This is a genomic window from Calditrichota bacterium, from assembly GCA_020637445.1.
GTDB lineage: Bacteria > Electryoneota > RPQS01 > RPQS01 > RPQS01 > JABWCQ01.
On sequence record JACJVZ010000003.1, the window covers coordinates 301,117 to 319,063 of the forward strand.

Here is a 17,947-nt window from a genome sequence, read left to right on the forward strand (position 1 = left end):
ACAATTTGTCCGGGCTTTTTTCATTCGCCATGAAACTTAGTTTTGGCTTGCAAAGTCCGCTCGTCGAAACAGTAATGCTGAGATCGCGAACAAAAGGGCAATGCCTGTATTCAGGAAGATGACTCCGATGATTCCGGGCGACTCCTCCGCCGTAAATTCTGGAGTCCAGACAATCATGGCAACAAATGGAACGATTGCCTGAACAATCGCAGTTGCGATCAACGCGTACTTCATGCCGCGCGGGCGGAGTCTCGCTATCGCCGCGCCGACCAAGCCGGTTGCAATGACACCGAGGTAAAGCAGGTTCGCTGGATTGTTTTCCGAACCGATAAGTCCTACTGCCAAATTGATCCAGACCAAAACGAATGCGGTCGAGACCGCAAGCCCAACAGCCGCTTTGTAGGCAGCATCGTTCCGCAGTCCCGCAACCAAGACGTACGCGATACCCGCACTTAACAAAAGAGCGCCCATCACAATGAAGTCCAATACTGACCAGTTCACTTCATTCGAGACTTGCATCGCGACGAGCGGGATCATTAGCAGCAGAACGGTTGCAGCGACCAACATGGCAAGTTGGCGTTTCATTTCGATCAGATTCCATCCCATAGCATGCGTCCCCTGAATACTCAAGAAATTTGCCCTGTCTAACTATATGTTACGAAGCCACGTCAAAGAAGTTCCGCGCATAAAACAAGACTCCCGGTCATAAATACCGGGAGCCCAATATCATTTAGCAATCAGGCGATCACGAGAACGCGTGGTCTACTTTCCACTCTTTCCAGACGTTTCCTGCCAGTTCAAATCCCGGCTTCAACGTCGGTTTTCCGGGTTGCCAACCAGACGGAGTGACCTCGCCAGTCTTAACGACGTGTTGGAAGGCCTGTAGTTGCCGGAAAAGTTCGGAAACATTTCGTCCCACTTCGGGTGTGAGAATTTCGGCGCCGCGAATAACGCCTTCAGGATCGATAATGAACCTGCCGCGAATGTCTACTCCAGCGGCGGCGTCATACACGCCGTAAACTTCACCGATTGCTCCACCTGCGTCGGAGAGCATTGGGAACGGCACTCCGCCGCTAACAATTTTCGACAGCTCTTGTTCTTGCCAAATCTTGTGCGTGAAACGGCTGTCGGTGCTGACCGCCAAAATTTCGACGCCGAGTGCTTTTAGGTCTTTGTACTTGACTGCGACCGCAGCCAATTCCGTCGGTCAAACAAAAGTGAAGTCGCCGGGGTAGAAGCAGAGCACAACCCACTTTCCCAAATACTCCGACAGTTTGATATTTTTGAAAGTTCCGTCCATCAAAGCGCCGGCTTCGAAATCGGGAGCCTTCAAACCTACTCTCGCGGTCATACGAGGTTCCTTTCCTGATGCGGTTGGTTGGTCCGCCGCGGGCTTGGCCTCTTTGGTCAGCACCCCGGCGGCAGCAGACAAGCAACCTTCCTTTTTGTCCGCCATGTTTTTCGTCCTTTCGATAACAGAAAAAAACGCGAGTAAGGCAATTCTGGAAAAAGCGCTCCATTACTCGCCTTTTAGAACATACGAAGACTATGAAAGGGATTCAAGCAGAAACTCTGGAAACATGAAAGCGCAAGCCTTTATCATTACAACCCTCTCAAGAACTTCAGCAATCACCCAAAAAAATCGAAGAGGCAAGATTTCTGGGCCCCCGAGAAAGACAAAGCCCCTGACATTCTCATGTCAAGGGCTAAGTCATCTGCGGAGAGAGGGGGATTCTATAAACCTTATTTTCTTATGCCAAAGATAATACAGAAGTTCTGCGCTAATTCCCGGTCATGACTAAACTTCCTTGCGCCATAAGCTTGTCACGATTTGATACAATTTTGCACCGTTTGACCTCCTCCGTGGCACAAATCTGGCACATTACGGGCTGCGTTTCGCGGGCCGAGCAAGATACGTATCAAGATCGGTGCGTCGGAATCTCTTCTGCCGTGTCCGCTTCAGCTCGCCTGATGCCGCTAGCTTATACACCTTGCTCGTTGAAACACATAGGTATCTCGCGGCTTCCTTGGTGGTCATCACATTCGGTACCTGCGGATCGCCAGTATTTGCATGTCCCACAAGCGCCATGCTAACGAGGTATGACCGAAAAGGAACGTCATGCAAATTTGCTTTGAACTTGGCGAACATACCATCCGTATCTTTGACTATTCGCCCCGTAAGCTCCCACGCCCCAGAGGAACCCACGGTAATCCAGTAGTGAAAGCTTGACTTCGTCGCATAAACTTGCAAGCGATCTTGCTTTTGAATGACCACATTTTGAAGTCTGTGATTTGGCCGAAGGATGATCGAAACCACATCGCCTCTTTCAAGGTCTTCAACTACATGCACTACCCCATTCGCATTTGCGACATCCCGACAGCAGCGGATCCGCGATTTGGTCGTCGCCCAGTCAATATCGTACATACTATCAATCTTGCCAATCGTTGACTTCGGCTCCATTGGTGGGTCAAAGGACAAGTCGAGGCGCCTCGCGGCGCCAGCGACGTCCAAATATACAATGTGGTGGCTGACTAACACGGTTGTGCTCCTCTACCACGGCACCTTGCCACGGGAAGACTTTTTCTTGGTGGTGGTTGTCGACTTCTTTTTGCTCGTTTTGACTAGCTTCTCAGTCTTTTGGGCAAGCGCATCCTTCTCTGATTGCATCGAGGAGTCAGGAGTTTCAACAACCGGCCCCAGGTCATATTTCCGCACCAACTCCGCAAGCGTTCCTTCAAAATCGCTTATTCCCCGCACTATTGAATCTCGCTGATTCTCAAGGTCGTGAATCTGCTTTTGGATTATCTCCGCCTTTTGTTTGTCGTGTTCCGAAATCTTTGCGCTCCTGCGGTCGCCAATTTCAGACATAATCCAGAAGCGTTGTGCTTTCATGTCTTGAATCGTCGATTGAAGCTCGGTCGCTCGCGCGCCATCTTGGCGAAAGTTCAATGTAGGTAGCGGTAACTTGGCGGTTGCGTCCGCAAGGCTCGCCCAAAGCAGTTTTTCGAATTCGTGCCGATCCACATATTCCGCGTTATCGCTACCAACAAAATACAGACATTCATAGCGTAGACAAGTTGTACGGCAAATCTCCATGTCGCTACCGAAGAACTCCGTTGCAATCGATGATAGCGGCTCTAAAGCGCGGAGCCATCGTTTAGTTGTTATTGGATTCATCTCTTACCTTTCCGAATACAGATTTATTTTGTGATTCTCTATTTTGTCTGGCGCGCACAGCCCAAATAGAACCATGCGCGCCAAGTATCTGTCAGTAATCCGAGTTCAGAACTCGATTAGGTCCATCCAAGTTCCGATGCATTGAAGTCCTTTGTTGCGATTGCAACAACATATCCGTTCCGCTTCGGATGAAGATCAATCCGCTTCCCAATGACATCTTCGAGAACTTCGACCTTGATAAATCGGAGAAACTTGCCTAACGTCGTCATTGAATTTATCTTCCCATCGCTGTCAAGTTTGAGCCAAAATCCGTGAACCGCAAGTTTGCCATTGCGGTCACGTACCCAAGCCTCGTTCACACTGATAACCATTGCCGGATGTGTTTCGACATCGATTGCAACGCGCGGCAGCAGTTTGCCGTCTTTGTCAAGAGCGTCCTCATAACGCACTCCCACAATTGTTCCGACAATCTTCATCGAACCAAGACGCAAGCTGAGTACGTTTTCGGTGTTGGGCGAGTTTGCGAAACTACTACCGTCGCAAACTTGAATTGGCTTGTTTAATTGCTCATCATTCATTGAATTTTTTCCTTCTGTAGTGAAGCTGTATGAAGTATCTCCAAGGCTATACCTTGCGCAAAAAAAAAGACCTGCAAGCGCTTCCATTGAAGGAAATGCCATCAGGTCATGACTAGGTGCCGCCGGGTGTTAGCCCAGTTGCGTTGTTTCTTGAATATTTGCTGAGCGCGTTGTCAACTTTGCCCCAAAGTTGGCGCAATAAACGGTCGCAGACTAATATACGGAACTAATTCGATTGGTGCAAGAATCCTATTAAGGTCTGCTTTGCCTTCTCTGTTTTATCGCAAACTTCATTGAAGTACAATTGAGGAATCGAGATCGCACTGTTTCTAACCAACGGAAGTAAACGTGGATAGGAGACAAAAACAGGACAGTGGAATTGCGGGGAGTCGGACCAAGCGTGGTTCAGCAAATGGAAACAATCGGGGTCAAGTGGCAGTCAACGATGTGACCCGCGTCAGAGGAACATGCCTCGCTTGGTTATTCGGATATTGGCTTTTGTACACAGAAGCAGTTAGGTGGGTAGCTACACGAACGAAAAAGCACAAGACACGTAGAAGTACTCACAGAATTCTTAGTCAGACTTTGCTGCAACAACAACAAGCTTGCCAGCTAGACCTAGAATCTCCTCAAGAGGTAGCGTCGCGCGCGAGATGCCCGACACAAGGACATCCATTGCCTTGCTGTTATAGCTCCTTTGGAGCGCAGTGAACGCACATAGAAGAAGTGGGGAATACTTGAAATAGAGTGGCGACGTTCCATGCTTCTGCGTTGAGACCACTTTGAATCCTGATTTATCCAGTAGTCTTTGAAGTGAACGTGTCCCGTGGTGAACCACGTGGAAAGGAGGGTCCCAATACGGCCAATATCTACCTGAGAAGCCAACGAGCCTACCTCCGACATCGGGAACTTCGATTACAAGCAGTCCGCCTTGTTTCAGACACTTTCTTGCCTTTGATAGGCTCGCAGTCTGCTCTTGCTCGTGCTCAAAGTAGCTCCAGAACGAAACAAAGTCGAAATGGTCTTCTGGAAGCTGAGCATCAAGAAAAGCACTGGCAAAGAACTTGCCTTCGGGACATTCTGCCCTCTGATGTGCAATCGCAGATGGGTCAATATCTACACCCCAAACATCCCAGCCAAGTTGATAACAGTTATTCAAGAAGCTTGAAGTACCACAGCCAACATCCAAGAAGACGCCGATGTGATCCTTGCCAAAGGACGACGATGTTATTCCAAGCCGTCGACTCCGGCTTCTCTTGTGCGTCCACTCTATGTACGGTCTTTTACTATCCAACTGTCGGTTGGAGTAGAGACAAACATCACCATAAAGAAACTTCATCAAGCTTTTGTCGGGCGACGGTCGCAAGTAAACAGCTTCACATTTTGAACATTTAACAAAGCAAAACACTCTAGCGAAACGAGGGTCATATCGCTCCATTCTAATACAATGTCCGTTGGTGCCACAACACGGACATGGAAGATCTTGCCAGTCAACTTCGGGGACTAAGAATGTAAGTCGAAAAAGGTCTATTGCGAAATTTGAGTCAATAATGAAGGCGTCAGAGAGCGAAGGGCTTCCAGTCTGTAGAATCTTTCTTGCGAACAGATCGACAAGTACTTCTCTCTCCTCAAGCGAGAAAGCTGCCCTTACACCAGTAGCGGCGTTAAATGCGACGCAATAGTTGAAGTCATCTGAAATTGAAACAGATGGATGAACTCTGAAATGCACTTTTTGAGCTAGCTATAGACTGTATATCTTAGTTTTGGTATTCCGCTAACGTTTCATACGACCAACTTATGAGCAGAAACTTGTCCAGAATCTTAGTAGTTTCTTCCTTACTGAGTCTGCAATCAGCCATGATCCGCGATTGAATTTCTCCAATTGTCGTATTACCGTCAAAATATTGCAAAAGTCGATGGTAATCCTCGGTGGCAATAAATTCAGCCTCTTTTCTTCCTTTCTCAGTCACCATCGTGAGATAACATCTGTCTTGGTTTTGTCGCCGAACTTCCAAGTCGTGACGCAACTCAAGAACTCGATTACTGTCCGACTGAGTCGTCCAACTGTTTGTGTAAGCTGTAGCATTCTCGAGAGACTTATGTGCAAAACACCCGCCGTGGCAGATACCAGGATATGACTCACAAGTTTCGCACTGACTAAATGGCAATTTGCATGATCGCAATGCCCGCGAGATTTTGTCGAAATATGCGACGACCATATCAAGACTATCATATGAATTTGCGTCAAGCGAAAACAAGCCCGCAAGAGGCAAACAGTATGCTGCTTTGCCGTCTGGAAGGAAGTCAACCGTTGGCTCACATGTCGTTATCTGGGTGGAACCAATAAGGTCCAGCCGTCTTTCTTGTTCAACGTTCCACATGCATAAAATAGAAGAGTGGTCGCCGACTGTTCGGGCACCAACAGCAAAAAGCGCTTCTGACATGTCCACAAGCCTATCGGCATATAAGGCATAGTCACTAATTGAAACAGACGAGTTAGGTGTATTGCGGTCATTTGTTGATGGATGAGCGAGCGCCCAACGAACCTGGCCTATCCCGAATTCACTGGCCAGATCGACGATATGATCGAAACAAAACATAGGGGAGAGAATGGTTATGCCCAAAGTGCATTTAGCGGAGGGAATTCTACGAAGTATACTTCGGAGCTTTTCCCATTCTTTCGCGCGATAATCTTCTCGGGGCAAAACACCTAAAAGGAAGGAGATTCGCTGTGGATCTATTTCGGAAACTAGTCGCTCAATGCTATCGGGCCAAATACCGTTAGACTTAAGGTGTATGTCTAGGCCATAAGACAGAATTGCTTCAGCGATCCGTCCGAATTGGGGGTGGAGTGTCGGCTCGCCTCCAGTAACTCCAGCATAGTTGACTCCGGCATCAGCAAGCATGCCGCACAATCTATCAACGACTGGAAGTGGCATCCAGTTGGATGCTCCCCTTTCAAGGCCACGAGTGAAGCAGTAGTCGCATGCCTTATTGCAGCGCGAGCCAATTACTAAATTGAACGGCATGGTGACCCAAATCAGAAGATGCCATCGGTTGGAAACTTGCGGTAGCGTCCCATGTCGATCTTCAACGGTGTAATTCGCAGGTCAGCGAACTTGTTTGCTTGTTCTGAAGACTGATCAGATTGAGACGAGTCAGTTTGCTTGACTTGGCTCTCTCCGCTTGGTTTTTTTGGTGTGGTATTTTCGTCGGTTTTCTTCATGTTACATTTCCGAGAGCAGTGCGGTCAGGACTTCTCTCTGTCTTGTGCTTAGTGATAGTAGGTCAATCCAGTTTTTGATAGTAAAGCTCCTTGAACAAGCTACTTAGGTAATCAATAGCGAACTCGGCGGACCCCCGTGTTATTATAGTGTGTACCTTTCCGCGATTCAACACAACCACTCTATCCGCATATGATATGGCTTCTGAATGCCGATGCGTTACCATAAATGCCGACAGACGCTTGGAGCGAATTAGATTACTAGTGCGAGTGAGAACATCCGTTGCCATTTGAGGATCCAATGAAGCTGTAAACTCGTCGAACAAGAGAAGAGAAGGATCCCCCACGGTGGCAAGAAGTGCAACAAGACTTTGCCTTTCTCCGCCTGACAAATTACCAACTGATTCGTTCATCCGGAACTCCAAATCCAACCCCAACTCTGAGGCTAGAGACATCGATCTACTTCTGAGTCGCACGGTAGGAAATAGGAAAGGAAGAGTCCTACTCTTGTTCATAGCTATCACGATATTTTCAAGCACACTCAATTCTTCGACCAAAGCAAACTCTGATTCTTGTGGCGCAATCCCAAGAAATTTAGAACGGCGATATGGTGGCAGCTTCAAAAGGTCAATATCTGATGCCATCCTAGGTAAATCAAGAACGATGACTTCCCCACCGTCTGCGCTAATATCGCCAGAAATCAATCCAAGCAAAGTGCTCTTGCCGGATCCGTTCGGTCCGATGAAGTAGACAATTTCTCCAGGTGCAATTTCGAAGCGCTGAACATCCAAGAGAAAGCCCGGTCTCGCGCCTCTGCCCTGAAATTGTTTTCGTAAGTTCTTAATGGCAATCATGGTGCCAAGTCTACTCCAAAGGCGTCTGCCCCTCTGCGGAGCGCGTCGCGTCCACCTCTGGCTGCAACGACAACAATGCAACCTAATACAATTAGGGTGCTTACAAGTCTAAAATCTTGGGGTTGAAGCCCAAACTCCAGTGCTATCTGGATCAGAACCATGTAAAGACAAGATCCGAATATCCCGGCAAGTGCAAGGTGCAAGGCCGTTGGCCGACGAAAGAACGTCATTCCGATAAAAAGTGCCGCGACGGCCACAATAATCTGACCAGTTCCCATTTGGATGTCGGCACTGTAGGAACGTTGTGCAATCAAAGTACCAGCCAGCGCAATAAGCCCATTAGCCCCTGCCAATCCCCAGACGATTCTTCGAGGTGAAACGCCAACAGAAGAAGCCAGTCTTGGATTTGCTCCGGCTACTCTTGTAAGCAGACCTTCGCGCGATTCTAACGCTAACCATGTAAGACCAATCACCAGAACTACAATAACAGCAGTAACCGCGAGAATGCCCAATGCCCACCACGCACCGCTTGCCTCCGGCCAAATGGAAAATACTCCGTGCTCGCGAGATATGGGAAGATTTGGCTGGCCTAATATCCTAAGGTTTATTGAATAAAGCCCCATCAAGGTAAGGACTCCTGCTAGGATCTTCGGAACACGCAAGTATCTATGCATACTGGCTGTGCAGGCACCGGCAAGTATCCCCATGACAATTGATACGGGCATAGCTGCCCAGACGTTCCAGCCTTCTGCAATTAGTCTGGCGGTAACAACGCCTCCGAGCGCGAACGAACCATCTCCAGTGAGATCTGGGAACTTGATCCATCGGAAGGCGATGGCAATTCCTACCGCATAAAGCGAGAATGCCATTCCGAGCGATAGGGCCGAAAACGTCTTATATAATACTGCTTCCACTTAGATGCCTCGTAGCTTAAGGCGCGGAGACTTGCTGTCCGTTGCGTATCCACACGTCGATGCTACTCTTAACATCGCCCACTGGTGAAACACCCAATTCTTCAGCCACCCCTTCGTTCCAATAAAGCTCCGGATCTTGGACAAATGCGATTGGAATTGTGCCGGGATTTGTCCCACTAAGAATTTCAGAGGCAATCTTTCCTGCTGTTCTGCCCATTTCTTCGTAGCTCCCACCCAAGGCGAAAAGGGCACCCGCTTCTACAGACGACCTTGTACAATCAAACACGGGTAGCTTGTTGTCCTTCGCTACCTGAAGCAAAGAGGGAAGGGCCTGATGCACAGTATTGTCTGTGGGAACGAATATCGCATCCACGTTGCCGACAAGAGCAACGGTTGCGCTGGAAACCTCGGAGGTGTTCGTAACAGTGCGTTCTACAAGCTCCATTCCAAGATTCTTGGCGACAATTCGTACCCGAGCCATCACCGCCTGTGAGTTGCTTTCACCCGAACCGAACACAACTCCGATTCTCTTGGCGTTGGGCAGTGCTTTGCTTGCAATCTCGAAGATTGCTTGGACGGGAGGAAGGTCTGTTGATGCCGCATAGTTTCGACCAGAACCGTCCCATGACGCTGCGAGCTTTGCTGCAACAGGATCCGTCACACCACCCTGCACAATTGGAATCGTCTTGGTTCGTTCCGCGATTGCCTGAGCAACTGGCGTGCCCAAAACGTAGATCAAATCCGGCTTGTCCGACACAATTTGATCCGCAATCTGGTTCGTCAACGTCACGTCATTCTGTGCATCCTTGTAGGGAAGAATCTTAATCTTCCCAGCTTTTCCAAGGTCGGATGCCATCAAAGTCTCGGAAAAACCCTTTCGCAAGTCTGCGACTGGTTCGATTTCGATGATTTGGAAGACAGCGACTTGAAACTCCAATTTCTTCATTGAAGGTGAGCTCTTGCAACTCCATACGCTAAAAGCTGCAACCGAAAGAAACAGAATAACCGCAATACTAATTGAGCGACAAATTCGACCGGGTGATATGAGACTCGAATGGTTCACTTTCGTCCTCCTTTGTGGACTCGTGCCTTGATGAGCGATTTCGAATATTTAGTCGACAGTATGAAATCCATAAATGTGTCGGATCACAGAGCTTCTGGATGATATTTCAATCCTTGTTTGTCCTTTTCTTGGATAAGTTCAGCCACAAGCTGATTAGCTAGCAACGAGCTCTCAATTCGCGTTGCAATAATGTCGACGTGCGGAATCTCGCCTTTCCCTTCATTTGCTTTCTCGTGACCCGTTGGCATTCCAAAAGACTCAATCAAGTATACTATGTCGTCTAGAACGATTACTTCGCGCTTTGCGTTACGGTTGATTTGGAGAAAGTGCCCAGGCTTCATATGGCGCCTCATTAAACGCATCAGGTCAATTGTATCGTATAGCGCATTCGCAACTCTGTCGACTAGATCGGTTTGCTGCGCGTTATCATTGCCGTTACGTGAGGACTGTTCAACTGCTTCTTTAAGCGCAGCTATATCTACACCTTGTATATCTTTCAAAATGGCCTTTCCCCCTTGTGGAAAGATTTCGCGCAGCTTCTTGGAATTTTCGGCTTCGATATTTGGTTTTGACTCAAACCACTCCAAGTAAGTTGCGGCAATTGTATATCCATCCCAGCAGAACATCCAGTGTTGATCGCGTTGTTTCAGCTTTTCTTGCAACAAGTGCTTAAACGCTGTCTTGAAACTCTCATACAATTCGTGATTTCCAGATAGTGACCCCAAAGCGGGACCAGGGTAGTAAAAGATAAATCTTGTCGGTTCTCGTTTTGCGTAACCTGAAAGATCAGAAGTCAGCTGTTTTAGAAACTGATCCATTGTTGTGATCGGATAGTACTGTTTGTACAATGAATGTACGGCAACAAACAGTCCAGATGTGGTGGCAAAGACACCAAGAGGTTCAATGAAGCATGCGACGAAGTTGTGAGTGCTTCCATTTGTCGATACATCGACGCCGTAATAGATTAGCGTTGCGCCGAAACCAATAATCAGTCCCATACTCAGCGGTTGATGCATCATATCAAACATGTTGAGTAACTCATTTAGCACAGCTTTTCTTAGGGGACGTGCTGACAGAACGAAAAGGGTGATTGATGCGGCAAGCCCCAGAAGAGCGGAAAGTAGTCCCCAATACTTTGCCATTGGAATTGGAAACCCTAGTTTTTGCTGAAGGTCATTCAGCCCCGAAGTCAGTGACCATATTGCGATCAGTGCCCATGGGATCAGAGCTATGCAAATTACAACTACTGCGCGGATCGGTGCAATGGGAGATCGACTCTCAATACTCATATCGTACTCCGAAGCCACTTGTTGATTTTTGTTTGTATTATGACAAAAGGGAACGAGGGGAACACACTCGTTCAACAGACTATTCATAGATGGGAAATCAAGTAATCGCGAATGACTGCTGCTAATCTGTTCGAATTGTGCCGCCAATCAAAAAAATGTTTGGCTAGAGAACGTTTAGTTATGTAGCTCAATTGGGAGTCGTGACGACCAGCAATCAGCTCTTTCTACATACCGTGAAGGCAAATCACTTTTTCTACTTGTTCGTTGAGCACAATATCAATCACCAAATGAACCCTAGTCTCCTTGCTTCTATTGATGACCGTGTGCACAATCGTAAAATCAGCATACCAAAGCTCGCCTGGCTTCCAATTGCACAGGTACTCACCAATTTGGAATTGGACGAGGTCGTTAGTTCGGATTGGCACATGGAGTCGGCAAGGATGCCCGATCTTTAGTGGTAGGTTATCGGTGTGGGGGTGGATGACGCCGCCCGGCGGGAGGAAGAGTAATCGAACTGCCCTAAGTGGTGCGCCAAGGCCTTCCGCGATAGAACGCATATAAGGCGTAAGTTCGGCCGCCGGTGTAAACCTAAAATACGAGGTTTCAGCACCTCGCCCTCCTGAGAGGTCTCGTTCGTTTCCATCCACTGAATGAAGCGCTATTCCGCACCACTCGCTATCGTGGTAAGGAACAAGTTCAAGCACGGGATAAGCCCTCTCGATTGCAGCAAGCTCTTCGTCAAGTATGGCGGTGTCAAACTTGGGCCCAAGTTGAAAATCAGGTCGCTCGTTACCTTCGCAGATTTTAGGCATTATTTTCAGTTATATATGAATAACAACGAGCCATTCAAGATATCTTTGTAAACCATTACTTCAATGGAGTGGTGATTCTCTGAAACTCAGATGCTTCGTTAATATGGATTCTCTGCGGGAATCGCAGCTTAGATCGTCAGCCCTGAAGTTCATTGGACATCTCTTCGACAAGAACCAATACCTCACTAAAGCTTTTTCCTGTTGCATTGGCAACCGCTTGAATGCACATATCACGAACTGCATCTGCCATGATGTTTCCATTGTCTGACCATTCAAGAGTAAGAGCGCTGATTAGCGCTTTGGCGAGCTTTTCCCTATCATCATTTCCTGGGTGATTTGTCATGTTCGTCATTTTACCGAGTCTTTCTTAGCTGCATTCAATTACGTTCACAAGATTAACTATACATGATTCAGTATCTTGTTCCAGATCATGCTGCCAAATTCTTACTACGTTGATTCCTTGTGACCGGAGTGACTTTCGCACTCGCTTATCACGCTGAATGTTTGTTCTAATTTTGACCTGCCAGAACGGAGATAGCGCACTTTCCCATGTGTTGAATCTGTGACCGTGCCAGAAATCTCCATCGATGAACACAGCGACGCGTATTCCGGGCATATAAATGTCTGGTCGTCCCAAAACAGTATTGGGATGTGTTTTGAAACGATAGCCTAAACGCCGAAGATGATATTGAACAACTCTCTCGATATCTGTATCTCGAGATCGGACACGGGACATGCAGTAGCTCCGTTGTTCCTTATTTAGCGGATCACTCATCCTCTATGACGTTTCGAAATGTTCAATATCTCCTTGCCCAAGTGCTCGGCAAACAATACAGGTACTGCATTGCCAATTTGCTGTGAAACATGTGCAAATGTTCCAACAAACTCGTATTCATCGGGAAAAGATTGCAATGCCGCCGCTTCTCGATGCGTAATGGCACGATTCTGTGTTGGGTGTCCGTATCGCCCCGTCGAAATAGTGCAACACTTACCAGTTAACGTTGGCGCAGGCTGATTCCAATGGAGGCGACCGTACACATCATAGAATCCTACTTTTGCGTCTTGATGACATTGAAGTTTCAGTCTGCGTGGCCAGTCTCGTCTGTCGCCGCCGTTCTTAGGGGTGTGCTGCATCCGTTCAAGATTAAGCGGCGACAGCCCTGCTGCTCGATGATTTGGAATAGATTTGCTTTCACTGCCTGCACGTATAGGCGGAAAGTGAGAAATCGCTTGCTTAACCGTGCGTACTGGTTCGAGTCCATCGAATCCGAATCGTGGTTCAGGAAGACTGGGCTTGCCGAATCGCGAAGCTATTAAGACAAGTCGCTTGCGAGATTGTGGAACTCCAAAGTACTTCGCATCAAGAACATCCTTTTCCACTTTGTATCCGACGCTCTCCAGCGACTTGATAAATCGTCTAAATGTACTATTCCCACTGACCTTTTCAATGCCAGGTACGTTTTCGATCAATACAAACCCCGGCTTTGCGGCGCATACTATTCGGCCGAACTCGGCGAGAATAGTTGCATCTTTGTGACGTGAAGTCAGGCGGCGCTGCTTGCTGAATGGCTGGCATGGAGCACAGCCTGCAAACAGATATTCACTGAAGTCCTTGGTCCTTGCAAACTTGCGTATTTGTGACACGTCCAAGTCGCGAATATCGCGCGAAATGAAACTCACACCAATGTTATTACGGATGAATGACTCTGCACACGCATTGTCAACATCTATGCCAGCGATTACTTCAATTCCAGATCTAACCAAGCCGTGGGTTAAGCCACCAGCTCCGCAGAAGAAGTCTATTGCTTTTAGCTTCATAGTTCGATTCTAAGGAAGTGAATCATGTATACTCTGCGCCCATTTGGTGCAGTCCCGGTCGGGAAGACCTGGTCGCCCTGCTGTTTGAATATAAGCCCAGTTAATCATCTCACGAAAAGGACTATCAATTGATGCCACTCGAACGTACTGGTCATGAATTTCATCGAAAGTAAGAAGTTCAAGTTTCTTCATATCCGCGACCATATGAGGAATATGATTTGGCAATTCAGGCAATGCAACAATGCAATCGCAGTAGCCTGAGTTTAGAAGCGACGAAGGAAATCTATTAACTATCTTGTTTTTCGGAGTATTGTGAAGATTTGCTGGTGCTAATCCCTGCATAAAAGCCGCACAACGGGCTAATAACACTGATTCAACCTTGGCGGACCTAGTTGGCGTAACCACAAGATCGCAGCTTGGTGTTAGCACTATCCTAAAAGACCTCGGATCATGGTGGTGTCCATCCTTCGACCGTAGCACATCACCTAAAACAAGGTCTTTTCCAATAGGTGGACAAATGTATTGCTCCCATGCTTCAAGCTTTTCCTCGTGGCGCGAGAGGTCATCCATTAGCGCCGCAATTCTCCGCCTTGCAGACCGTACAAGCAAATTTTTTCGGGCGTCGAAGTCTCCGGGATCTGGAAAGGCAAGGTCTGCGAGAAGACTTGTGTCTCGAAAAACGAAAGGGAACTCCCGCTTCAATGCTTGCTCCGCTGCCCTTACAGCCTTAATCGAATCGAGGAACCGATTCGCCGTTTGAAGAACGTTGTCTTCACTTCCACTTCCTTTTTGCACGGTTACATGAAATGGATGTACTTGTACTCCATCCGTATGGTCTGCAAAAGCGGTGTAGAAGATTACCGGTCGGAAATGTGTATTCCAAATCGTTTGTTGAATTTCAATACCTGTTGCATTCTCGTCAACAGGCGAGCCATGCATGATGTCTAGTACGACCAGATCAGGGTCGAAGTCTCGTGCAAGTCTTTCAAAATCTCCAAAATCACAACGTCGTGGATCGTAATTTCCTGCTTCGGCCAACTTCTCCATAGCGCTAGCGACGGCTTGTTCGTCGTCATCTACGAACAAAACACGATAAGTCTCGTTCATAATACTACCTCTTTGCAGGTAAGTCAAACCCAAAGCTTGCACCGCCATGTCGCGGCGGGTATTTACAATACATCCTACCCCCGTGATCTGATATCAATTCCGCAGCCACCGTTAGTCCCATTCCTATGCCCTCATCCCCTCGTTTCGTGACGCCAGGCAAGAAAATACGCTCGGCATCTTCTTCGTCCACGCCTGTACCACTGTCGTGCGCAAAAACCACAATACGGTCGTGCTTCTCGTCGTGGCGAACAGTGAACTCTAACAACCGATCCTCCTTCGGAGTTTGTTTGATCCAAAATAGCGTGTTTGAAATGAGATTTATGAAGACAGTGTCGAGTTCAGAAGGATTGATTTGAACGTGTGTCGTGGAACTGGGAATTCGAACCGTGACACCCAACTTCCGAATTTCGTTCTCTGCCAACTCCACGCATAGGCGGATTCGCTCTTCAACTATTGATGATCTCCGCCCACGTTTGTATCCGCGACTCGCAAGTGGAGCAAAGGTGTCTGACAGTCGTTCTAACCTTGTGACAGAGTTGGTCGCAAGTTCGTACGCTCTTTCCAAACGCTTGTCTTCTTCAATGTCAAAGGATTCATCAACCAACTTAAGGCATGCTCCAATTGCTGTCGTTCGATTACGAATCTCGTGCACAAGCATAGACGAAATGGTTCCAACGGCTGCCATGCGGCTATAATAGTAGAAACGGTTTTCAATTTCTCGTCGGGCTGCAACCAGACTTCTACCAAGTTCCTCGATGACCGGAACGACAGCTACGGCTTCCGCGCCTTCGTTCACCAGTACTTTCACAGTTTCAATTGCTTCACTTGCGCTAATCGCCGCAAATAGATCTTTTACTGGCTTGAAGTTAGGTGACTTGTCACGGTCGAAATCTCGCTCTGCTTCCATCAGTCGAAGCACTCTTATGATCAACATCTGAAACTCGCGTGTCGAAGTGTTTGATGCTAGTCGTTCTCGATCAGAGGTGTCTGTTATGTCAGGATTCTCGTCCTGGGAAATTGCCGCATAACCTACAATTTGGGTAGTACTTAGGCGGCTGCCAACGCGGCTCACACGTCTCAAATCGATTCCAAGCCAGTCACGGGAATTGTCAGATTTCGGTAGAACAAGTACGCCGTCACGATACAGAGATATCCCTCTGAATGCACTAATATCTTTCTTTATTATGTTCTTATCTAATTCCAAGTGTTCAGCAAGAATCGACAAGCCTTCTCCTGTCGTGTCCCATGCTCGAATTTCGAATTGGAATGCACCGCATTCTGGTCCGCCAGGATCCATTATGCGCTGTTCTTTCCTCGTGAGTTCAGAATATATTTGGTCCCAGATGAGTTTCAGAGCCTTGGTACGTGCTCCCTCTCCTTTTACAGGGGCATACTTGTATTGGGCTTTTATTGTTCCTTGGTCATCAACAGTCCCTTTTATCTGGTAAACTGGACTATTAAGGAAATCGGGAAACATGATCTGAACAGCCTCCCCATCCTCACTGTCCGGCCTTTGCAGAAAAATCTTGAAGTCCTCAATTCTTGTAAATGGAGACAAAAGCCTAGAGAGATTCTCTTCAAGTTCGTCGAATTCATCTTCTGTCCATTCCGACGACAAATCACTTATGCGAATGATTGTGCCATGCGAATGAAAAGGAGAGTCATCTAGTTGTTCGAGAGTTACGCCGCATTTTCTGACATCGTGGGCAGCCGCGATTTCATCCCAGTCAACAGAAAGCCTAAAGCAGTCGCTGTTCCTAGCCTGTGTTGTTATTTCAAGTTTACTTCCCAGTCGTGCGGCTGACAATCGCCCAAGGCCCTTAGCACCAGACGAACGCCTACTACGCTTGCCGCTACTAGACACTGGATTTTCTTTGCGAAATGGCGTTGCAACCACACACCATGCTTGTCGAATAATTGTATCTGTCATACCGTCGCCGTCATCTACGATCTCAATATGATCTCCGTACCTCTCGTTGAATTCAAATCTTAACCACACGTTAGTAGCCATTGCATCATAAGAGTTCTTGATCAACTCGATTAGTGCGACAGTGTCACTCGTTACCAAGTCAGCCCCCAATGCCGCGAACACCCGCGGGTGCATGGAGAATGATACCGTTTCACGGACAGGACGTTTCAACTTCGTTGCAGTCACAGAGACTCCAGTGATTTTTTCTATTGGACTCTTATTGACTTCCGACAACAAAAATCATTGTCGGTGCCAGTTCAATTCTTATGCAAAGTTCACACTAGTCGATGTACTCCTGAATTTGCATTCGTCGTCGTGATGCGCAGCCCAAGGCAATTCAATTATTGCGTTGGATACGAAGTGTGCAACAAGATTTTTGCATTGCAAACTTTTGTGCCATTCATTTCGTGTTGGGAATGAAGTTCATTCCTGCTTGACAACGGACCTGGTCAATTTTTTCGTTCTTAAATCTCCCGCTATGCCCGAGTAGATTAAACTGGAACAATGGCGTAAGTTGAAAGATACAAAGAAATTAAAGCTCTTTCAACCAATCAAAGCACCAAGAAAAAACCGGTTAATAGACGCCTTGAGCTTTCTTCACCAAACCCTATAATTTAATGATCTTACAGGTTCAGATCAAACCTCTTCTTCAGTCCGGTTGCTTTTTTGAGGAATATGCTGTTAATAAAAGACTTAATATTCTTCAATTTGGCTACTCGTTGGAACGACTATCATTGCCTCCGGTACCACGGGATTCGGATCGCCCGAAATCGTCCAATAATCGAGACGCGTTGCTTTTCAATAAACGAGACTTGCCCGTTGGTTTCTGGCATAAGAGGACATAGCAGCTACCCCTCTTATTTGCCAACAGGAGACAAGACATGCCAGACCGCGAAAAAACGTTCGCACCCGAATACCGGATCGTCAAAGACGCACAGATCGAAAAACACTTTGCCTACCACGTCGAGAAGGACGAAGACGGCTTCTGGTACGATGACGAAAACTGCTTGCTCGGGGCCGTGGTTCAGTTCAAAGACTACCCCGACCACGAAACGCTGACGGAAATTTACCAGGATCTGCTGGTCAAAGGCGTCATGCAGATGAAGGAAGTCGACGCAGACGAAGCACGCGATTACATCGAC

19 protein-coding genes are annotated in these 17,947 nt (G+C 47.5%); 1 reads left to right on the forward strand and 18 read right to left on the reverse strand.

Annotated features, from left to right (window positions below; genetic code table 11):
- Positions 1 to 36: 36 nt before the first annotated feature.
- The 18 genes from H6507_12125 to H6507_12210 form a co-directional block, all read right to left on the reverse strand.
- Positions 37 to 606, reverse strand: coding sequence for a hypothetical protein (locus H6507_12125; GenBank protein ID MCB9369849.1), 570 nt, complete (start codon positions 604 to 606; stop codon positions 37 to 39).
- Between the two features lie 139 nt (positions 607 to 745).
- Positions 746 to 1,456, reverse strand: coding sequence for a peroxiredoxin (locus tag H6507_12130; protein MCB9369850.1), 711 nt, complete (start codon positions 1,454 to 1,456; stop codon positions 746 to 748).
- Positions 1,457 to 1,882: 426 nt separating this feature from the next.
- A complete protein-coding gene (locus H6507_12135; protein ID MCB9369851.1) occupies positions 1,883 to 2,461 on the reverse strand; it encodes a helix-turn-helix domain-containing protein in 579 nt (192 codons plus the stop codon).
- 90 nt (positions 2,462 to 2,551) lie between these two features.
- Positions 2,552 to 3,178 carry a hypothetical protein gene (locus H6507_12140; protein ID MCB9369852.1) on the reverse strand — a complete coding sequence of 209 codons (627 nt, stop codon included), beginning with the start codon at positions 3,176 to 3,178 and terminating at the stop codon, positions 2,552 to 2,554.
- Between the two features lie 116 nt (positions 3,179 to 3,294).
- The gene (locus H6507_12145; protein ID MCB9369853.1) at positions 3,295 to 3,756 is read right to left on the reverse strand and encodes a hypothetical protein; all 462 of its coding nucleotides are present in this window, start codon (positions 3,754 to 3,756) and stop codon (positions 3,295 to 3,297) included.
- A gap of 574 nt (positions 3,757 to 4,330) precedes the next feature.
- A complete protein-coding gene (locus H6507_12150) occupies positions 4,331 to 5,098 on the reverse strand; it encodes a class I SAM-dependent methyltransferase (GenBank protein MCB9369854.1) in 768 nt (255 codons plus the stop codon).
- A gap of 415 nt (positions 5,099 to 5,513) precedes the next feature.
- Positions 5,514 to 6,785: a radical SAM protein gene (locus H6507_12155; protein ID MCB9369855.1), complete on the reverse strand. Its 1,272-nt coding sequence runs from the start codon at positions 6,783 to 6,785 to the stop codon at positions 5,514 to 5,516.
- An 11-nt stretch (positions 6,786 to 6,796) separates the two neighbouring features.
- The gene (locus H6507_12160) at positions 6,797 to 6,982 is read right to left on the reverse strand and encodes a hypothetical protein (protein ID MCB9369856.1); all 186 of its coding nucleotides are present in this window, start codon (positions 6,980 to 6,982) and stop codon (positions 6,797 to 6,799) included.
- Between the two features lie 62 nt (positions 6,983 to 7,044).
- Positions 7,045 to 7,833, reverse strand: a complete 789-nt coding sequence (locus H6507_12165) for an ATP-binding cassette domain-containing protein (GenBank protein ID MCB9369857.1) — start codon at positions 7,831 to 7,833, stop codon at positions 7,045 to 7,047.
- Positions 7,830 to 8,747, reverse strand: a complete 918-nt coding sequence (locus H6507_12170; protein ID MCB9369858.1) for an ABC transporter permease — start codon at positions 8,745 to 8,747, stop codon at positions 7,830 to 7,832. Before H6507_12170 ends, H6507_12165 begins: the two co-directional genes overlap by 4 nt.
- A gap of 16 nt (positions 8,748 to 8,763) precedes the next feature.
- Positions 8,764 to 9,693, reverse strand: a complete 930-nt coding sequence (locus tag H6507_12175; protein MCB9369859.1) for an ABC transporter substrate-binding protein — start codon at positions 9,691 to 9,693, stop codon at positions 8,764 to 8,766.
- Positions 9,694 to 9,893: 200 nt separating this feature from the next.
- On the reverse strand, positions 9,894 to 11,099 hold the full coding sequence (locus H6507_12180; GenBank protein ID MCB9369860.1) for a hypothetical protein: 1,206 nt from the start codon (positions 11,097 to 11,099) through the stop codon (positions 9,894 to 9,896).
- A 224-nt stretch (positions 11,100 to 11,323) separates the two neighbouring features.
- On the reverse strand, positions 11,324 to 11,911 hold the full coding sequence (locus H6507_12185; protein ID MCB9369861.1) for an aspartyl/asparaginyl beta-hydroxylase domain-containing protein: 588 nt from the start codon (positions 11,909 to 11,911) through the stop codon (positions 11,324 to 11,326).
- 136 nt (positions 11,912 to 12,047) lie between these two features.
- Positions 12,048 to 12,263, reverse strand: a complete 216-nt coding sequence (locus tag H6507_12190; GenBank protein ID MCB9369862.1) for a hypothetical protein — start codon at positions 12,261 to 12,263, stop codon at positions 12,048 to 12,050.
- A gap of 15 nt (positions 12,264 to 12,278) precedes the next feature.
- Positions 12,279 to 12,647 (reverse strand): very short patch repair endonuclease, encoded by a 369-nt coding sequence (locus H6507_12195; protein MCB9369863.1) that lies wholly within the window; start codon positions 12,645 to 12,647, stop codon positions 12,279 to 12,281.
- A 35-nt stretch (positions 12,648 to 12,682) separates the two neighbouring features.
- A complete protein-coding gene (locus H6507_12200) occupies positions 12,683 to 13,729 on the reverse strand; it encodes a DNA cytosine methyltransferase (protein ID MCB9369864.1) in 1,047 nt (348 codons plus the stop codon).
- 9 nt (positions 13,730 to 13,738) lie between these two features.
- Entirely contained in the window at positions 13,739 to 14,836 is a 1,098-nt protein-coding gene (locus H6507_12205; GenBank protein ID MCB9369865.1) for a response regulator, read from the reverse strand.
- 4 nt (positions 14,837 to 14,840) lie between these two features.
- Positions 14,841 to 16,991 carry an ATP-binding protein gene (locus H6507_12210; protein MCB9369866.1) on the reverse strand — a complete coding sequence of 717 codons (2,151 nt, stop codon included), beginning with the start codon at positions 16,989 to 16,991 and terminating at the stop codon, positions 14,841 to 14,843.
- Positions 16,992 to 17,686: 695 nt separating this feature from the next.
- Here H6507_12210 and H6507_12215 point away from each other — a divergent pair.
- The coding region (locus H6507_12215) for a hypothetical protein (GenBank protein ID MCB9369867.1) at positions 17,687 to 17,947 on the forward strand (261 nt) is incomplete at its 3' end.